This window comes from Microbulbifer sp. MKSA007, assembly GCA_032615215.1.
Lineage (GTDB): Bacteria > Pseudomonadota > Gammaproteobacteria > Pseudomonadales > Cellvibrionaceae > Microbulbifer.
Genome location: CP128433.1, coordinates 4193910 through 4210378, shown reverse-complemented (window position 1 = coordinate 4210378; position 16469 = coordinate 4193910). Strand labels below are relative to the sequence as shown.

The window sequence follows — 16469 nt, the reverse complement described above, 5'->3', positions numbered from 1 at the left end:
TAAAGCGAGATGAAAATTAAAATTGCCATTAATGGTTACGGTCGTATCGGTAGAAATGTCACCCGAGCTATCTACGAATCAGGCTACAGCGATCGTGTTCAATTGGTCGCGATTAATGATCTCGCTCCGGTAGCTTCTAATGCTCACCTGACTCGCTTCGATACTATTCACGGTCGCTTTGGTACAGACGTCAAAGTCGATGGTGATGCTCTGGTTATTGGTGGTGATCGAGTTCAGGTTTGCCAGGAGCGCGATCCTTCCAAATTGCCTTGGAAGCAATTGGGTGTGGATTTAGTCCTGGAGTGTACTGGCCGCTTTACCGATCGCGCTTCCGCTTCTGCCCATATTGAAGCCGGTGCCGCTGCAGTGCTGATTTCTGCACCCTCAAAAGATGCGGATCTCACAGTTGTTTACGGTGTAAACGACAGCAATCTCACTGCGGATCACCGTGTGGTGTCCAATGCATCCTGCACCACCAACTGTCTGGCACCTGTAGCTCAAGCACTGCATCGTGAATTGGGTATTGAGCGCGGCTTTATGACCACCGTGCACGCTTATACCAATGACCAGAATACCCAAGATGCGGTGCACGCAGATATTTATCGTGCCCGTGCGGCGGCGGATAATATGATCCCTACCAAAACAGGTGCGGCTGCAGCGGTAGGTTTGGTATTGCCTGAGTTAAAAGGTCGCCTCGATGGTATGGCCGTCCGTGTGCCGGTAAGCAATGTGTCTCTGGTGGACTGCCAGTTTATTGCCGGCCGTGACACCACCGCCGAAGAAGTTAACCGCATCATGCAGGAAGCTGCTAAGGCCAGTGGCGGTGTACTGACCTACTGCGATCAGCCTTTGGTATCTGTGGACTTCAATCACACCAGTGCCTCCAGTCACTTTGATGCCAACCATACCCGTGTGAATGGTAACTTGGTGAAGGTCATGGCCTGGTACGATAATGAGTGGGGCTTCTCCCACCGCATGTTGGATACCAGTCTGGCGATGGCTGAAACGCTTCAGTTGAACCAGCCTGTTGCTGAATCCGCCTGATCCCCTTCATTTGGCATATTTTGGTAATTCAATTACTGAGGGCCATTAAATGGACATAGAATTCCTGTTTGTTAGCCCTCTGAACCTCCTTCTCAAATTATTAGATGACGGGATCTTATGATTCGCCATACAAAAATCGTAGCAACCTTAGGCCCGGGTACGGACAAGCCTCGCGTAATCGATGAAATGATTCGCGCAGGGGTGAACGTTGTACGTCTGAACTTTTCTCACGGATCGGCGGAGGATCACCGACGCCGCGTTACAGAGGTGCGCAACGCCGCCGAAGCGCAGGGAAAAATTGTTGCGGTTTTGGGGGACTTGCAGGGTCCCAAAATTCGTATTGCCCGTTTTGCCAAGGGCAGTGTACAACTGGAAAACAATGACGAATTTACCCTCGACCTGGATTGCCCGGTTGAAGGGGGAGATGAGCACCGCGTTGGAGTGGATTATCCAAGCCTGATCAGCGACTGCCAGTCCGGCAATATCCTGCTGTTGGATGATGGCAAGATTCGCCTTGAAGTAACCGGCACTACCCCAAGCAAGCTCTATTGCCGGGTATTACAAGGCGGTAAGCTGTCGAATAACAAGGGCATCAACTTGTTGGGCGGGGGCCTGTCTGCACCGGCACTGACAGAAAAAGACTACCGGGATATCAAGCTGGCAGCAGATCTCGAAGTGGATTTCCTCGCAGTCAGTTTCCCGCGTTGTGCGGAAGACCTGGATACTGCTCGCAAAGCCATGGCAGAGGCTGGTAGCCAAGCAGCGATCGTCGCCAAAGTTGAAAGGGCCGAAGCTGTTGCCGATGATGAGCAAATGGACAGCCTAATCCTGGCTTCCGATGCGATTATGGTAGCTCGAGGTGACCTAGGGGTAGAGATCGGTGATCCCGCTCTGGTCGGGGTGCAGAAAAAACTGATCAACCGCGCAAATGCTCTCAATCGCGCCGTAATCACTGCAACGCAAATGATGGAGTCGATGATTACCAGCCCGACTCCCACCCGTGCCGAGGTGATGGATGTTGCCAATGCGGTGCTGGACGGTACTGATGCAGTTATGTTGTCGGCGGAAACAGCAGCGGGTGATTACCCGGTTGCCGCCGTGGAATCTATGAGTGAAGTGATTATCGGCGCTGAACAGTATTTGGGCAGTGTTCCCTATACTGCAGAGGACCACGGTTCTTCAGCTTTAATCGATACTGTGATTGCCCAGGCGGCGATTGATGTTGCAACGCGAGTAGAGAACCTCTGTGCTGTAGCCGCATTGACCGAGTCTGGCCGCACACCGAGAATGATGTCCCGTGCAAATACTCGCTTGCCGATCTATGCACTAACCCGGCACCCTAAGATCGCTCGCCAGCTGATGCTGTTACGGGGAGTAGAGACAGTGAGCTTTGATCCGGCTTCAGTTCCCCTTGGACATTTGACCGAGGCGGTTATCGAGGTATTAAGCTCTAGAATCGATTTGCAGAAAGGGCAGCGGGTACTGATTACCCAGGGGGAACGCCTCAATATGGGTGGGCATACCAACTCCATGCGGATCAAAGAGATCGAATAGGCTCTCTGAAAAAAGGCTCAGGCACCTGATCATGAGGTTACTGGGCCTACTTCAACCCATAAGCGCTTTATTTGCAGTTAACGCTATTTTCCAGCCATTCATGTTTGCTGATTTTCCCCTTTCCCTCAGTCTGTAATTGAATTATTTTGTGATGAATGTCACAAATCTAAAAATTCAATTTCGCGGTCCGCCAAACGCTATCTAATTAGATACTTTTATCAATAACGGAATATTGATAATCGCTGTTGAGAAATTATCCAATTACTGTAATCAACTGGACAATAATTGTTCATAGAAATTGTATTGCGGGATATTTTTCTAATACGCAGGTACTATATTTATTTGATTATTAAAAATTAATCGATGATAGTTTTAGTCTAATTCTTCATTACTGAAGTTTTGATCACTGTTCCCGAAAGCTTCGCGACTCAGCTTAACACTTGCTATCTACCGTATTTACCTAATTTGCGGTAACCTCGCGAAGTAGATCTCAGCCCTATATTTTATTCGGCGCCACCTGGATTCTTAACCTCTTTAGATTGACAAGGAAGATAAGAATCTAATCGTTAGTATTCTTCTAGCACGGTAGCCCCTAAGCTCCCTTTTTTGGATAGAGAATGTTCTTCTCAGCGGCTTCGTTGTGTAATGGCGTGGTATTGGCTGGTCTTTCAATTTCGATTTTAATCGACGCCGACAAAGCCCGGTGAAATTATCAGTTGAAGTCACGCTGGTTTCAGCTTAAGGGCATTTTGTCCGAAAAATAGACGGAATCGAAAGCTTACCGGAGTTCTTTGGGGGTTCCCTAATGTTCGCGGGTGAGAGTTAACTGAATTAGGTCCCCACTAGGTCCAGATAGGCGTAAGTGTTTAAAGGATTATCATGCAGCTACGTGTTGAAAATAAGCAAGGCATCCAGTACGAAGTGAGAGTAGGGTGGACGTACCCGCTGGGAATTCCTATGCAGGTCGATGTCGGCCACTTGCTTTCGATGTTCGACGATGCGGTTATTGAGAAAATTTACCAACACTTTTTCAGCCTGGGAGGTAGCTCCTGCAATTTGCTCAGTACCAGTATTCAAGCGGGTACTTCGGGCACAATCTTCCTGGGGCCCCTATCTGAGCCGCCCGGCCACTTGTCCTTTTCTGAACGAGAGATTTATCGCGCTTTAATCCAGAATCGACTGATTATTGAAGAAGCGCCAACGGCAGCTACCGTAATTGCTGAGAAACAGGCTGAGTTGATTGCCAAGATTCGTATCGGCCTACAGCAAATTATTGCCCAGGAGAGAGCAGAGGCGGCCCAAATCCAGCAGCAGCATGAGAAGCGCTCAACGCTGGAAAAAGTAGGTGCCTATATTGAAAGTGGCGCGACCGGTTTTGGCAATGCCGCCTGGGGCTTGGCGGTATGGACAAAAGATGTGCTTGAAGTGGCGCAAATGCTGAATCCTCTCCGTCAGTCGCATAGGTTGGGTGTTGCCACAGCAAATTACTTCTGGAATGACAAGAGCTTCGCAGAATCTGGCCAGGAGTACGTTTCGGATCTGCAAAAAGAAGTGGTGGATGTACTCGGTTTTGACCCTTCAAAGGTTACTCGGCAGCAATTGGATTTGGCATTCGACGTTGCTCAAATTATTTACGATGATCCGGCCCTGCGCGGGGTTATCTTCCGTTTTGCCGAGGATTATGTAAAAGCACAACACAGTCTGGAAATTACTGAAATAGCCGGCGGTGGTGCCTTTGAAATTATCCTCACTATCGTCCTAGCGGCGATTACTGGAGGCGTCGGCGCCGCTGTAGCTATGGCCAAAAATGCGCGCCTGCTGAAGTCCTTTAAAAATGTCGGCGAGCTGATGTTGGACTTGGCCAAACTGAAGAAGCAGCAACAGCTAGTTTCCAAGAAAAAGGGTGGCAACGCTAAAGGAGGGGAAGGCGCTAACTTCTCCGATTTGAGTTCCTCAGAAGCGGCGGCACCCACCAGTTCTAGTGGTACATCTTCAAGCAGCTCTAGCACAAGCAACTCGGGCAATAGTTCAGCTTCAAACTCCAGCCAAAGCAACAGTAACTCCAATAGTGATTCAAATGGAGCAGAGAATAACCAAGCGAACAATACTGACGAACCCGATAATACTACTGAAGCAACAGGGCAGACCCCGGAAGGTGATGAGGCACAATGTGAAGCGAATACCTGTTTCGGCGGTGAGCCAGTCAACTTAAAAACCGGGGAAGAGAACCTCTCCTTGGTAGATGCGGTACTGGATGGCCCATTGCCGTTGACCTTAACCCGCACGTATCGCAGTAGTAACAGTAAAGACTTTGGCTTGGGCCATGGCTGGACTCATACATTAAATGAACACTTGGTCTGGCGTCCAGGCAAAGCGGTACAGTTTTACGATGCAGAAGGCCGGGTAATTAGTTTGCCGGCACCAGGTAATAGTGGTCGAAGCCACAATGTGGTGGAAAAGTTATCGCTGACTCGCATCAATGATGAGCACTGGGTTGTAACTCCTTACGGTGCTTTAAATGGTATTCAGAAACACTTTAAGGCTATGGGTAATAATGGTGCCTTAAAGTTGTCCGAGATTCGCGATGGTTATGGTAACTATTACCTCTTCCACTATATCGATGAGCGTCTGATTTGTATCGAGAGCAGCCTTGGTGAAGCTCTGCATATCAGCCCGCCCGAAGGGCAGTCGAATAGTCTGCGCATTGGCGAACTGAAAAAAGAAACTCGCGATGGTCGCATTAAAATACTGGCTAAGTACGAATACAGTGATGAAGGCGATCTGATAAAAGCCACCGATGCGGATGGCTACAGTGAGCAATATGAATATCATCAGCATATTATTTCGAAGCGTACTTTAAAAACCGGTTACCGCTTCTACTTTGAATGGGATAGAGAGGGCCCTTCTGCCCGCTGTGTACGCCAATGGGGTGATGCTATCGACGGGCAGGCTACCTACAACTACAAATTTGCCTGGGATGAGGATGGCCACGGCGTTACCGTTACGGATACCCGTGGCGGACAGGAACGCTACCGCTTTAATGATCGCGCCCTACCGATTTACCACCGCGACCCTGAAGGTGCAGAGACCCTCTACAGCTACAACGAGCTGGGCCAAGTTACCAAAGTACAATTGCCCAGCGATGATGGCAGTCGGCGTGAGGAGTTCTATAAATATGATGACCAGGGTCGCCTGATACAAAAGACCGATGCCGCCGGCAATAGCCACCGCATCGAATACAATAGTGAAGGCCTGCCAGCCAAAGTTACTGACCCCAGTGGTAACACCTGGCAACGTGAATACAACAAGAAAGGCCAGATCGTCACGACCAAAGACCCTCTTGGCAGTAGCACCCGATATAGCTATAACCCGGTAGGATTGATCGGCAGTGTTACCGATCCCTTGGGCAACGCCACCCGCTATCTATGGAACCCCGAAGGCAAGTTGGCAGCGGTCAAAGACCCCATGGGCCGCACTCAGCACTACCGCTACGATGGTGCCCGCCGTCTGGAAGAAGTGCAGCATGCCCCAGGCCAAATTACTCGCTATGAATACGACGCCCAGGATCGAATCCATGCAGTTATTACCCCGGATGGAGCCAGGACTCAGTACAGTTACAACCCCCAGGGGCTGCTTGCGGAAGTTATGGACTCCGAAGGCCGCAGCACCTGCTACGCTTACGACGGCCTCAGCCAGGTTAAGATGCGCACTAACCCGGACGGCAGCCGCCTGGAGTACCACTACGACGGCGAGCGCAACCTTGTGGGCCTCACCAACGAGAATGGTGAGCGGTACCAGCTCAAATACGACCTGAACGAACGCCTGATTGAAGAAGTGGGCTTCGATGGACGCGTGACTCGCTACGCCTATAACCGTGCCGGGCATCTGATCAGTTCCAGGGCAGTCACTGATGCTGATACCGGCAAAGGTGTGGATACCATCTTTGAGCGCGACCCCTTCGGCCGCCTGTTAGAAGAAGTCACTCCAGACGGCATTACTAACTTCCGCTACAACCGCAGTGGGCAGTTAATTGAAGCGGAAAACACCCACCGTAAACTGCGCTGGGAATACGATGCTAATGGCCGTGTAACTGCGGATTGGCAGGGCAAAGATAAACTCACCCATAACTACGATGCCGCAGGCAACCGCATTGCCACCACCTTGCCTGATGGTGAAGTGCTCAACTTCGCCTTCAATCCCGCCGGCCAATTCCAGAGCCTGCACCGTCGCCCGGTAGGCAGTAACACCGATCAGCTGATTACTAGTATTAATCACGATGAGCAGGGCAGGGAGAGTCAGCGCCAGCACGGCAATGGGCTGGAGAGCCAGCGAGATTATGACCCTCAAGGGCGGCTGCAAAGGCTATGTCTAAACAAAGCTAGTGGCCCAGTCTCCGACCCAACTCAAAACTCTCACTCAATCCTAGAGCGAAGCTATCAGTACAATAAAGCTGGCCAGATTGCCAAAGTCGAGGACAGTCTACGTGGCACCCGCAGCTACCACTACGACGCCCTGGATCGCCTCACCCAGGTTGATGGCCCTAACCCAGAGCATTTTGTGCACGATCCCGCACACAATATTCTGGCCGCCGCTAATTCAAAGGATGAAGCCAAGCAACAGGCCAGCGCCACCCAGGTCAAAGGTAACCGTTTAGCCTTCCGTGGCGATACTCACTATCGCTACGATATCCACGGCAACCGTATCGCCGAGCTGCGCGGTAAAGGGCAGAAGCTTCAAACCCGCTATCAGTACAACAGTCGCCAGCAGTTGGTGCGGGTTGAAAAGCTCAAGGTGGAAGAGGGGAGCGAACAGCTTCAACAAGAGATTCACTACCAGTACGACCCGCTGGGCCGTCGTATTGGTAAGGTAACTAACAGTGAACAAACCAGCTTCCTCTGGGATGGGGATGTTCTGCTTCGCGAAAACAAAGCTGATATCCACACCCAACAAGATCTGAATACTCGGATTTACTATTTTGAACCGGGGACTTTCAAACCGGTTGCACTGAAAGAAGATGAGCAGGTATACCACTACCATCTGGATCATCTGGGAACCCCAGATGCCCTTACCAATCAGGAAGGTGAAGTCGTATGGAGTGTTGCCTATAAGAGTTATGGCAGTATTGCGTTAGCTCATGAGAATCAGATAGAGCAGTCGATTCGTTTTCAGGGACAGTATTTTGATGAAGAGACTGGGCTGCATTACAACCGGTTTAGGTACTATGATCCGCAAGTAGGGGAGTTTACTCAGCAGGACCCGATTGGGTTGTTGGGTGGGGTTAATAATTACCAATATGTACCCAACCCTGTAACTTGGGTTGATCCTTATGGATTAACGAGTAAAGATTGTCCGCCTGTAAATTCTTGGAATGAATTTCAGAAAAATACCAAAGGGCATTTTGCGAATAGCTCGGAAGCGGCTGCTTCTTACCAAAAGATGAAAGCTGTTCAAGCAATGGATAATGGCGTACGACCAGATCCATCAACTTACTTGCCGCAGTCCTATATTGATGCCCATGAAGGCAAGTTTGCAGGCGGTGCAGCTTACTTTGCGCCTAAGTGGGCGTTAGATGAATTTGGGAGAGATCCAGTTGGGCGTGCAGATGGCCAGTTTGTTATGACCAAAGCGCAAGTAGATGATCTATTAATTAGAACTAATGGAGATATGGCGTTAGTAGAAAAAGAGTTGGGGATTCCTGCAGGTGCTTGGCAAGGTCAAGAAATGGTAGTTATTGAGATAAGTAATCCTGCAAACCATAATCTTAGAATACCTACAGGTCGAGAGGGTGGAGCCAATGAACTTTGGTTGCCAGGAGGAAAATTGCCGACTGGGCATGATGAGGCCGTAACAGATGCGATACCAATAGGATCTTATAAAGAAATGAGTATCTCTGATGCAACTGATAGCGCGAAGAAAAAAGATGAAAATAGTTTTTAAAGAGCCTTATTCATACTTATTGGTTCAGGATGACGCTGATTGGTACCTAACTTTTTTTCTGGAGGGCCATTTGAAGTTGATATTTGTGTGAAACTAACGGAAGGAGAAATTACTAGAGTCTCAGTTAGCCAGGAAGAAACTGCTAAATTAGCGCAGGAATTTCAGCAAAATAAAGAGTTGTATAAAGGCAGAAGGATTATCCCGTCAGTCGTGCCTGGGCGAAAAAGATGAATGGCAGGAATGAATTATTCTGGACACTACCGTGTGCCAAGATCTAGGACAGCCAAAGACTAGAGGGAGGCGCCAGCAATAGAGCTAACCTCCTTTCTGGCGGCACTTTCTCAATGGTTTACAGGTAAAGGAGATTAAATGCTGGGAATGGCTAGTTAGATTTTGGGGGGCGCTGCTTTTGGGTACAAGGGCGATAATCGCGCTATCGAGTACTTGAGGCAGGAGCAGGTTAGCAGGGCGTAGCTGAGAGGAGCCGTGTACCCAGCGTTTATTGAATTGCGCACAAGTTTGTTGTACCGCCTCTACAAACCCTACCAATCCTTTAAAGTAACTTTCAAAATTCCGGTTGAGATAGAGCCAGTGCTTGGGTGAAATGTCAAGCCGCTCCAGGACGGGAGGCGTTTTTTCAGCAATATAACCTCGTTTTCTGGTGTCTAAATCTCGGCCACTCGGGTCTACTAGCTCCAAATAGTGGTCCAGGTGAAACGGTAGTCCTTTTGGTGTATTCAAACGCTCATCGCCGATAAATGGAGGTAGCTTTTTGGGCTGCTTGCCTAAGACTGCGACACGAATACGCTGTTGAATCGAAGTGTAATTAGATTCTTCAGGTGTCTTGGCGATGTTGGCACGGACCGGATTGAGGTCTACATAGGCCATACAGGCGGTGAGGGCTCTTTAATCCAGCAATGCCTGAGACTTACTACCAAAAGTCGCCTGTACAATTATCTTCAGCGTTGGCCTGACAGGCGATAGATTTGTTTAAACAGCGCATAAACCAGTTGATATCCGTGAAGCGTTCCCGCTATTGGGAGAAGAATTCTTTTAGTCTGTTTACTTCAGCGTGATCGAGGGTATCGCCTCGAAGATAGCGCTGGGCCAAGTTAGAGGCTTTGAAGAGCTTTTGTCAGCGAGTAATTATCTCTGCGACCACTTATCAGCAGATTCTGTGTCGATGTATAGGGCTATATGGTGATGATTACTTATTACCACATAGGCAGCAATATCTAGCGCAAACACCTCGACCAACTTATGCATATGGCTTTCAATCCATTCGTGCCGATGCTCGTAATCTTTTCCGGATACAGCATCTCTGATACAAAGAAATGCACGCAGCACACAGATGGCAACACTTAAAGGTAGAAAAGTATCAGGAAGGAAAAAATTGTAACCTGAATTTGACCTGATGGGGCACCTTTTTAAAGCTGATAACTGTGATAACAAGTCTGAACTACTACATTTTATACACACCCTTTAATTCGATTTAAAGTCTCCGCTGCCTCCAAATAATAAAGCAGTTTAAAGTGTCCCTGCCAAACAGTTTTGATACCAGGCTCACCACCGCTTCTTAGCCCCAGAAAGTCTCCAATTTCTACCAGCATACGATTTATATCTCTCATATTTGGAGGTTAATTTGGTGAGGAATTTTTATCCATGCCATATGCCACTCTTTTCAGAGTAGACATTCGTCCACAGCTCATCAATTCATTCTTTTCAGCTTAAAATAGTAATCCAACTGAGAGGGTGGGTTGTCAAGCTGTTTAAGTCTTAGTCGTCTGTGAGAGATTTCTCTCTAGTATATTTGTAAAAAATAACTCTGTATTTCATATGGTGTTACTTATGTTAGCAATCTAGGCTTTTGTAGCTTATTGGTCTCTCTTCCTAGAGCAATGATGAGAGATGGTATACCTTTCATCTCAAATTTTAACCAAAAAAATTTAAATAAAGAGTTTGCTAGGTGTGCTTGACTGTATGATGGTTGCAATAGCCAATAATGTTGTCTTTTATCTGTAATAGAACTTTTTTTCACGCGAAATTGAGCCTCAGTTTCTCGAAGGTTACATAATCATTTTTTGTGAGATTGTTCATCAGGTTTTAAATCCATTTGCTCCTGGCTTGAAATGTGTATGAAAAATTCCTCAATTGAGATTTTGTGGTTTTTTTTGGGTTTTGTATGACGCTTGTTTCGCAGTCCATAGTTTTTTTGCTTGTCTTGATTACGGTTTTGCTCGAATGAGAGGGTGGTAATAAAGATTGGATTTCAGTCGCTTACATAGATTTTATTTTCGTTGATCTAGTTTTATTTATCTGTAACCATTAAAAACAGTTGGGTTTTGTTTGAAAAGAATAATCTTAAATTTGTGACCGCATCTTGATGGTGTGGTCAAAAAAAGATTCTCCAACCTTTGATCGATAAGGAATGTGATGAAAACTGTTCAGTTTGGAAAAGTAATAATTCATAAAAAAGAACAAGCCAGTGGTAATGAGGCGATCCTTTACGCACATGGTTCATTTGATAACGGCTCTTTTGGTAAGGCTGAATTGCCAGAGAATTTGGCTCTATACTTCTACTCATTTCATGGTTCGGCGTCTTCTGATCATGCAGTCAAGAGTTTGACAAAAACAGGTAAGCCTGCCAATGAGGAAAATAGTAAAGAAAAATTTGGAACTTTAGAGTTCCTAAATATGGGGTCAGGAAAAGTCCACTCTATAGCTGGTGGTGGTGCGAGTGTTTATAATTATAATCTCTCATATAATGAAAAAAGCCCTGGTCATGTGGATAATATTAAGAAGGCTTGGCAGAGTGGTCTTCATGATCATGATTTGATTTTGGTTGAAGAGGGGGCCCATATTCATTTAGATGATGTTCTAAAAGTCATTACTGAAAATAAGCTAGGTTATAACAAGCTTCACTTTACCGCCTGTCGCTCGCCGAGCAGTGGAAATGATCTTAGCTCTCAAAAACAGTGGGGTTAATTTAGAGTAGAGTGTTCACTTTAGTTTAAAAACTGTAGAATTTATAAAGGCCGCTTACCTCCATGGCCACAGAAGGTAAGTGGCCTTTGTTATTTGTGATTGGCCTTTTGAATTAGGTGCTCTAGTGGTTGGAATATCTTTTTATTGTTAACCTCAGTTAGCGCGAGCTGTTTTTGTGATGATGTATCATAAAAATGTAGCTGTCCGCTTTGTTGAAACAAAATTCGGTATTTTTTATTGGAATTTTACCTGTCAGTAATTTCAGATTCCTCAATTTTTTGTTCGTATTTTTAAGTGAGTCGCACCTTATGTTTTCCGTGAATAAATTTCATATGTAACTAATTTCAGAGAAAAATGTATCTGAATTTTGTTTTTTTGGGTTTTTATTTTTTTATATTTACATTTTTCTTGTTGAACGTTACGCCTTATTAAAGAGTTTGATGTCATTATCATCAATTTAAGAATTGGTGCTATTGACAAAAGTTTATGGAAGCGTGGAAAGTTGGCGGGCTCTTATGGGAGTGTAAATAAATAATAAAATTAAGGCTTAGGTTATGAGAAAGACTGTTTCTAATATCTCGATAAAAACTGCTCTATCATTGTGCATGCTTGCTTCATCAACTATAGGTTTTGCTCAGAGTGTTTCTTCGGTTGAGGCTGCCAACAATAGCGTTGGGCTAAAGCGCTGCGGTACAGACCACCCATCAATTCAGGAAGCTGCATTAAAAGAGCAGCATTTTTCTACTCTGCGTGGTATATCAAGTGATAGAAGTGTGGCACACACATTGCGGCCCGCAGGTTCTGTAGAAGTTGATGTTTACTTTCATGTAATTACTGACTCAGCTAATAATGGAGCGCTTTCTAATAGTGAGATTAATGCGCAAATGGATGTGTTGAATGATGCTTACGCAAATACTCCATTTACTTTTAATTTAGTTTCAACCACTGTTACAGCAAATAATTCTTGGTATAACGTTGGTTACAATTCATCGGCTGAGCAGTCAATGAAATCTTCCTTACGAGTTGGCGATGCCGGGGATTTGAATATCTATGTAGCTGAAATTAGTGACGGCCTACTTGGGTGGGCTACATTCCCAAGTAGTTACTCCTCTGATCCACTTGATGATGGTGTAGTAATTTTAACTGGTTCTGTGCCTGGAGGTGATGCTGCGCCCTACAATGAGGGGGACACCTTAACTCACGAGGTTGGCCACTGGTTGGGTCTTTATCATACGTTCCAAGGTGGATGTTTTGGCCGGGGGGACTACGTCTCAGATACTCCTGCGGAGAGATCGGCTGCTTATGGCTGCCCTGTTGGTCGGGATACCTGTACCAGGGGAAGAAATGCTGAAGGGGAAGATCCGGTAACTAACTTTATGGATTATACTGACGATAGCTGTATGTACGAGTTCACTGAAGGTCAAGCCACTCGCGCGGATGAACAAAGCGCGACTTATCGTGGTCTTTAATGGTTAAGGGGGCTTGCCCCTTCTTTAATTATGAATAAAGAACATTATTTATTTTTAGTGCTGAGCTTATTTGTTTTTGCTAGCCCGAATCTTTTGGCTCAAAGGCTAGCTGTTCCAGAGTACGTGACTTGTGATCGAAACCAATTAACTTCATGGCAGGGGGAGATTACAAAACTTGTGCGGGTGAAAGATGGAATTAAGCTTTGGGTTGCTACTGACCATGGAACAAATGAGTTTCTAAACCTGACTATGCCAAATTGGAAGGAGGTTCTCGGGCAGTTCCGCATCCATGGCCGTTCTTTTCATTCCAGCGATTGGGAGAAACTCATTGATACTAAGGGGAAGCTTAAGGTTGGCATAAAAGCGATTGTTTGGTTATGTAATACTGAAGGAGTAAACCCGGTAATCAATTGGCAACCAGCCTCAGAGTGAAATCTTACTATAGGCGGAGAAAGAAATTTTTGAATCTTATGCTTAAGCGATTATTTTGAGTGCATAAAGTTCTGAGATCAAAAGTATATTGGTGTGATTTTATCTGTGACATAAATTGCAAGAAAAAGAGCTATAAAAGTGCCCATTATCCATATACTCGATTCCATTAAAGATAAAGAATGCATTTCCATTTTAGGCGTTTCTGCTTGTGAGGTAGCATGGATGTGCGGTGCTGAATTTGAGGCGCATTCATGTGAGCAATGACCAAAATTGGGCGCGGCTCCATCTTTTCCCGGAAGAGTCATACATCCATGTTTTAAGTGATTTTTTACCAGCCAATAGTTAATAGGGTAAGCAATGATACCCCCAACAATGGTTGCCAAGCTCATACGAAACCAAAAGGTAGCATTTGTTGGGTCTTCAGAGTGTGGCCATATGGAAGTCAGTATCACCATAGCGGGTATCATTCCAGCCATAACCATATTCATCGATACAGTTTCAGCAAAGAAAGTTTTACCCACTGCTTTTAAGTAGTTTCCCTGATACATATTTCGCATCATCAATGCCTGAAAAATAAACAAACCACAAACAAAGCCAGCCAAGTACTCAATTATGGAGTCCCATCCATTGGCGAGGCCCAGTGTGGGTACAATAGATGCTGCGATAAGGATCCCTGTTGCATCACCTGCAAGACAATGCATTTCGCTATTTACACTTTGCTTCCATGTCGCCCGAGTGAATTGATCGTGGCCGCCAGGAAAAGGACGGCGACAGGTGAGTAGGTAGAAGATTAAGCCGATAACACCGGTATAAAGAATTACTAATACCCAAGCCAGGCGCTGAACCCAGCTGGTTGGCGCATTAGTGATTGAGTCCCAAATAATAAAAACTAGGCTGAGACTCGTAAGAATAAACCAAACAAGCATTGCTCCGGTTAACATATAGGCTACCCATGATTGAGGGGGCGATATAAAACAATTATATCTTCTGAGCAATCAAGTAGGCGTGTAATTCTGGTGGTTGATCGTACTCCAGATATCTACAAATACAACCAGATGAAATAAGAAGTTGTATAAATTTATTTGTGCCTAACGTAGAGTAGTATAATTCCGGTCCCATCGCATTATTCGTATGATAGTCCTCTTTATCTGTTCCACCAAAGGAGAATATTAGAACGCCTTCCTTGTTTAAGTAAGACGCTAGATTCCTTATTGTTTCCTCTTGTTTTTCAATTGGTATATGCCAGATGCTATCCCACGCACTTATAAAGTCATATTTTCTTGTGGCTTTCCACTTACATATATCCTCTAGATAGAAGTTGACAGTAGGGTGCTTATCCCTGGCGATCTCTATCATTTTATCAGAAACATCAATTCCCTCGGGAGAAAATCCTTCAGTTAGCAGAAGCTCGATATGCCTTCCTGTACAACCACACCCTACATCTAGTGCGGAGCCTCTATTTTTTACAAAGCCAAGTGCCCGCTTATACTGGCTAATACCGTTGTTCCTGTTGAACTCTTTACGTTCCCATAGATGTGTGATGGTATCGTATGCTATCCCGGTTTGTTTCGGTTCCATAATTGTAAATTCTGTTTATGAGTTTTATATAATGATTGCTGCACGTTTTTTGTTTTTTAGATTCGTTAGAGTTTGATTTATTTGAGGCGAATACTTCAACACCTATAATTATAACGGTCGCCATGAGTATCCACGCGAGCCACTTCATGCCATTTTAAGCTAGTGTAACTTGTAGTGGGTTGCCAATAAGGTAATCCATCAATGGTTGCCTCATAAGGGCGCCGTGAATGGCTGTTAATAGAGCTGAAAAAATTAGAATTCTAAATGGAAGTCTGTATTTGAACAGTTTGTCCTGTATCAGGATATATAGAACTATTGCAGTGACGCCATACATCGATTGATGTCAATAGAGCTATATATGCTTCTATTTTGGTATACCCTGGTCGATAAATCCAGAATCAACACCAAACCAAAAGCTTCCATCCATATTGTTAAAATACATATATCTTATATTTCCACCACTTGGAACTGGGGTCTTGCTTGTAAATTTCTCTTTTTCTGTGTTAAAGGCAAAAATGATATTTGGAACCTCTCCAGTATCAGCGAGCCAAAGTTGGTTATTGTTGTCCAGTGCTGTTCCGTAGGGGCGTGGATTCTTACTGGGTAGCTTCCACTCTTTAAACTCCTTGGTCGTCGGGGTATAGCGCCCCAAATAGCCTTCTGGATAATCTACGTACCAAATATTGCCGGTAGGGTCGATTTCCAGTCTGCGAGGGCGAGCATTTGGGCGCGGCAGGTTAACCTCACTTATGGCCATGGTTTTTGCGTCTACTCGCGCTAACTTGTTGGTACCGAATAGAGCGACCCAGGGGTTTCCCTGAGCATCAATCTTAATACCATAGGGGCGAGCATTAGCGGTTGTTGGGGTGGCACTTAGAACTTTGCCACTTTGTATATTTAGCAGGCCTATGCGGTTACTTTGCTGGGCCGTGAACCAGATATTTCCCTCTCGATTGAAGATTAACGTATGTGGGTCTTTGATACCTTCAGGCATTGGATACTGTTTAATTTGCCCATTCTTGGTGTCTAATTGCCCAATATGCGCATTGCGATTACCTGCATACCAAACAATATCGTTTGAATCCACAATCAGGTTATGAGGGTGAGTGCCTTCAGGTATTTCATACTGCTTAAACTCTTCAGAGGTCGGTGTAAACTTTCCGATGTAGTTACCCGCTTGTCCACAGAACCAGACATTACCTTTACTGTCTACATGCGGGTCTCTGGGGAGTCCCTCCCAGGGCACCTTCCATTCGTTTAATTTAAGTTTGTCAGGTAAGTTATCTTCTTGAGCAGCGGCGTTCGTCAGTAGAAAAGGGAGTGTGGTAAGTAGCATGACTAAGGTGAGATGATGAATTCGCCAGGAATGAATGCGCATTTTTCTCTCCAAGAGTTATCTATGTTGGTAATCAGTCATGCTGTGGTGTAAGGCGCCTAGACATATAGCAGTTAAAGCATAGGTGAATTTAG

At 45.6% G+C, this 16469-nt stretch carries 10 protein-coding genes; 6 read left to right on the top strand and 4 right to left on the bottom strand.

Annotation, left to right across the window (positions count from 1 at the left end; all coding sequences use genetic code 11):
- Nucleotides 1-9 precede the first annotated feature (9 nt).
- The 3 genes from gap (at nt 10) to QT397_21645 (ending at nt 8535) form a co-directional block, all read left to right on the top strand.
- Entirely contained in the window at nt 10-1044 is a 1035-nt protein-coding gene (gene gap / locus QT397_21655; GenBank protein ID WNZ55434.1) for a type I glyceraldehyde-3-phosphate dehydrogenase, read from the top strand.
- 117 nt (nt 1045-1161) lie between these two features.
- The gene (gene pyk / locus QT397_21650; GenBank protein ID WNZ55433.1) at nt 1162-2598 is read left to right on the top strand and encodes a pyruvate kinase; all 1437 of its coding nucleotides are present in this window, start codon (nt 1162-1164) and stop codon (nt 2596-2598) included.
- A gap of 879 nt (nt 2599-3477) precedes the next feature.
- A complete protein-coding gene (locus QT397_21645) occupies nt 3478-8535 on the top strand; it encodes an RHS repeat-associated core domain-containing protein (protein ID WNZ55432.1) in 5058 nt (1685 codons plus the stop codon).
- A 315-nt stretch (nt 8536-8850) separates the two neighbouring features.
- Here the strand turns inward: QT397_21645 and QT397_21640 are convergent, their stop codons facing one another.
- Complete coding sequence (locus QT397_21640; GenBank protein ID WNZ55431.1) at nt 8851-9423, bottom strand: hypothetical protein; 573 nt, start codon at nt 9421-9423, stop codon at nt 8851-8853.
- Between the two features lie 1545 nt (nt 9424-10968).
- On the opposite strand from QT397_21640, the gene QT397_21635 reads away from it, so the two are divergent.
- The 3 genes from QT397_21635 to QT397_21625 all read left to right on the top strand — a co-directional run bounded on the left by QT397_21635 (nt 10969) and on the right by QT397_21625 (nt 13421).
- Entirely contained in the window at nt 10969-11520 is a 552-nt protein-coding gene (locus QT397_21635; GenBank protein ID WNZ55430.1) for a hypothetical protein, read from the top strand.
- Nucleotides 11521-12074: 554 nt separating this feature from the next.
- Nucleotides 12075-12989: a zinc metalloprotease gene (locus tag QT397_21630; GenBank protein ID WNZ55429.1), complete on the top strand. Its 915-nt coding sequence runs from the start codon at nt 12075-12077 to the stop codon at nt 12987-12989.
- Between the two features lie 30 nt (nt 12990-13019).
- A complete protein-coding gene (locus QT397_21625; protein WNZ55428.1) occupies nt 13020-13421 on the top strand; it encodes a hypothetical protein in 402 nt (133 codons plus the stop codon).
- Between the two features lie 77 nt (nt 13422-13498).
- On the opposite strand, the gene QT397_21620 is transcribed toward QT397_21625, so the two are convergent.
- The 3 genes from QT397_21620 to QT397_21610 form a co-directional block, all read right to left on the bottom strand.
- Entirely contained in the window at nt 13499-14362 is an 864-nt protein-coding gene (locus QT397_21620) for a DUF4396 domain-containing protein (GenBank protein WNZ55427.1), read from the bottom strand.
- 37 nt (nt 14363-14399) lie between these two features.
- On the bottom strand, nt 14400-14999 hold the full coding sequence (locus QT397_21615) for a class I SAM-dependent methyltransferase (protein ID WNZ55426.1): 600 nt from the start codon (nt 14997-14999) through the stop codon (nt 14400-14402).
- A gap of 364 nt (nt 15000-15363) precedes the next feature.
- The gene (locus QT397_21610; GenBank protein WNZ55425.1) at nt 15364-16377 is read right to left on the bottom strand and encodes a lyase; all 1014 of its coding nucleotides are present in this window, start codon (nt 16375-16377) and stop codon (nt 15364-15366) included.
- Nucleotides 16378-16469 lie beyond the last annotated feature (92 nt).

What these genes read in the sequence shown, in the direction of transcription:
- QT397_21625 (WNZ55428.1), top strand. Translation starts at nt 13,020, where the DNA reads ATGAATAAAGAACATTATTTATTTTTAGTGCTGAGCTTATTTGTTTTT.
- QT397_21630 (WNZ55429.1), top strand. Translation starts at nt 12,075, where the DNA reads ATGAGAAAGACTGTTTCTAATATCTCGATAAAAACTGCTCTATCATTG.
- QT397_21645 (WNZ55432.1), top strand. Translation starts at nt 3,478, where the DNA reads ATGCAGCTACGTGTTGAAAATAAGCAAGGCATCCAGTACGAAGTGAGA.
- QT397_21610 (WNZ55425.1), bottom strand. Translation starts at nt 16,377, where the DNA reads ATGCGCATTCATTCCTGGCGAATTCATCATCTCACCTTAGTCATGCTA.
- QT397_21640 (WNZ55431.1), bottom strand. Translation starts at nt 9,423, where the DNA reads ATGGCCTATGTAGACCTCAATCCGGTCCGTGCCAACATCGCCAAGACA.
- gap (WNZ55434.1), top strand. Translation starts at nt 10, where the DNA reads ATGAAAATTAAAATTGCCATTAATGGTTACGGTCGTATCGGTAGAAAT.
- QT397_21635 (WNZ55430.1), top strand. Translation starts at nt 10,969, where the DNA reads ATGAAAACTGTTCAGTTTGGAAAAGTAATAATTCATAAAAAAGAACAA.
- QT397_21615 (WNZ55426.1), bottom strand. Translation starts at nt 14,999, where the DNA reads ATGGAACCGAAACAAACCGGGATAGCATACGATACCATCACACATCTA.
- pyk (WNZ55433.1), top strand. Translation starts at nt 1,162, where the DNA reads ATGATTCGCCATACAAAAATCGTAGCAACCTTAGGCCCGGGTACGGAC.
- QT397_21620 (WNZ55427.1), bottom strand. Translation starts at nt 14,362, where the DNA reads ATGTTAACCGGAGCAATGCTTGTTTGGTTTATTCTTACGAGTCTCAGC.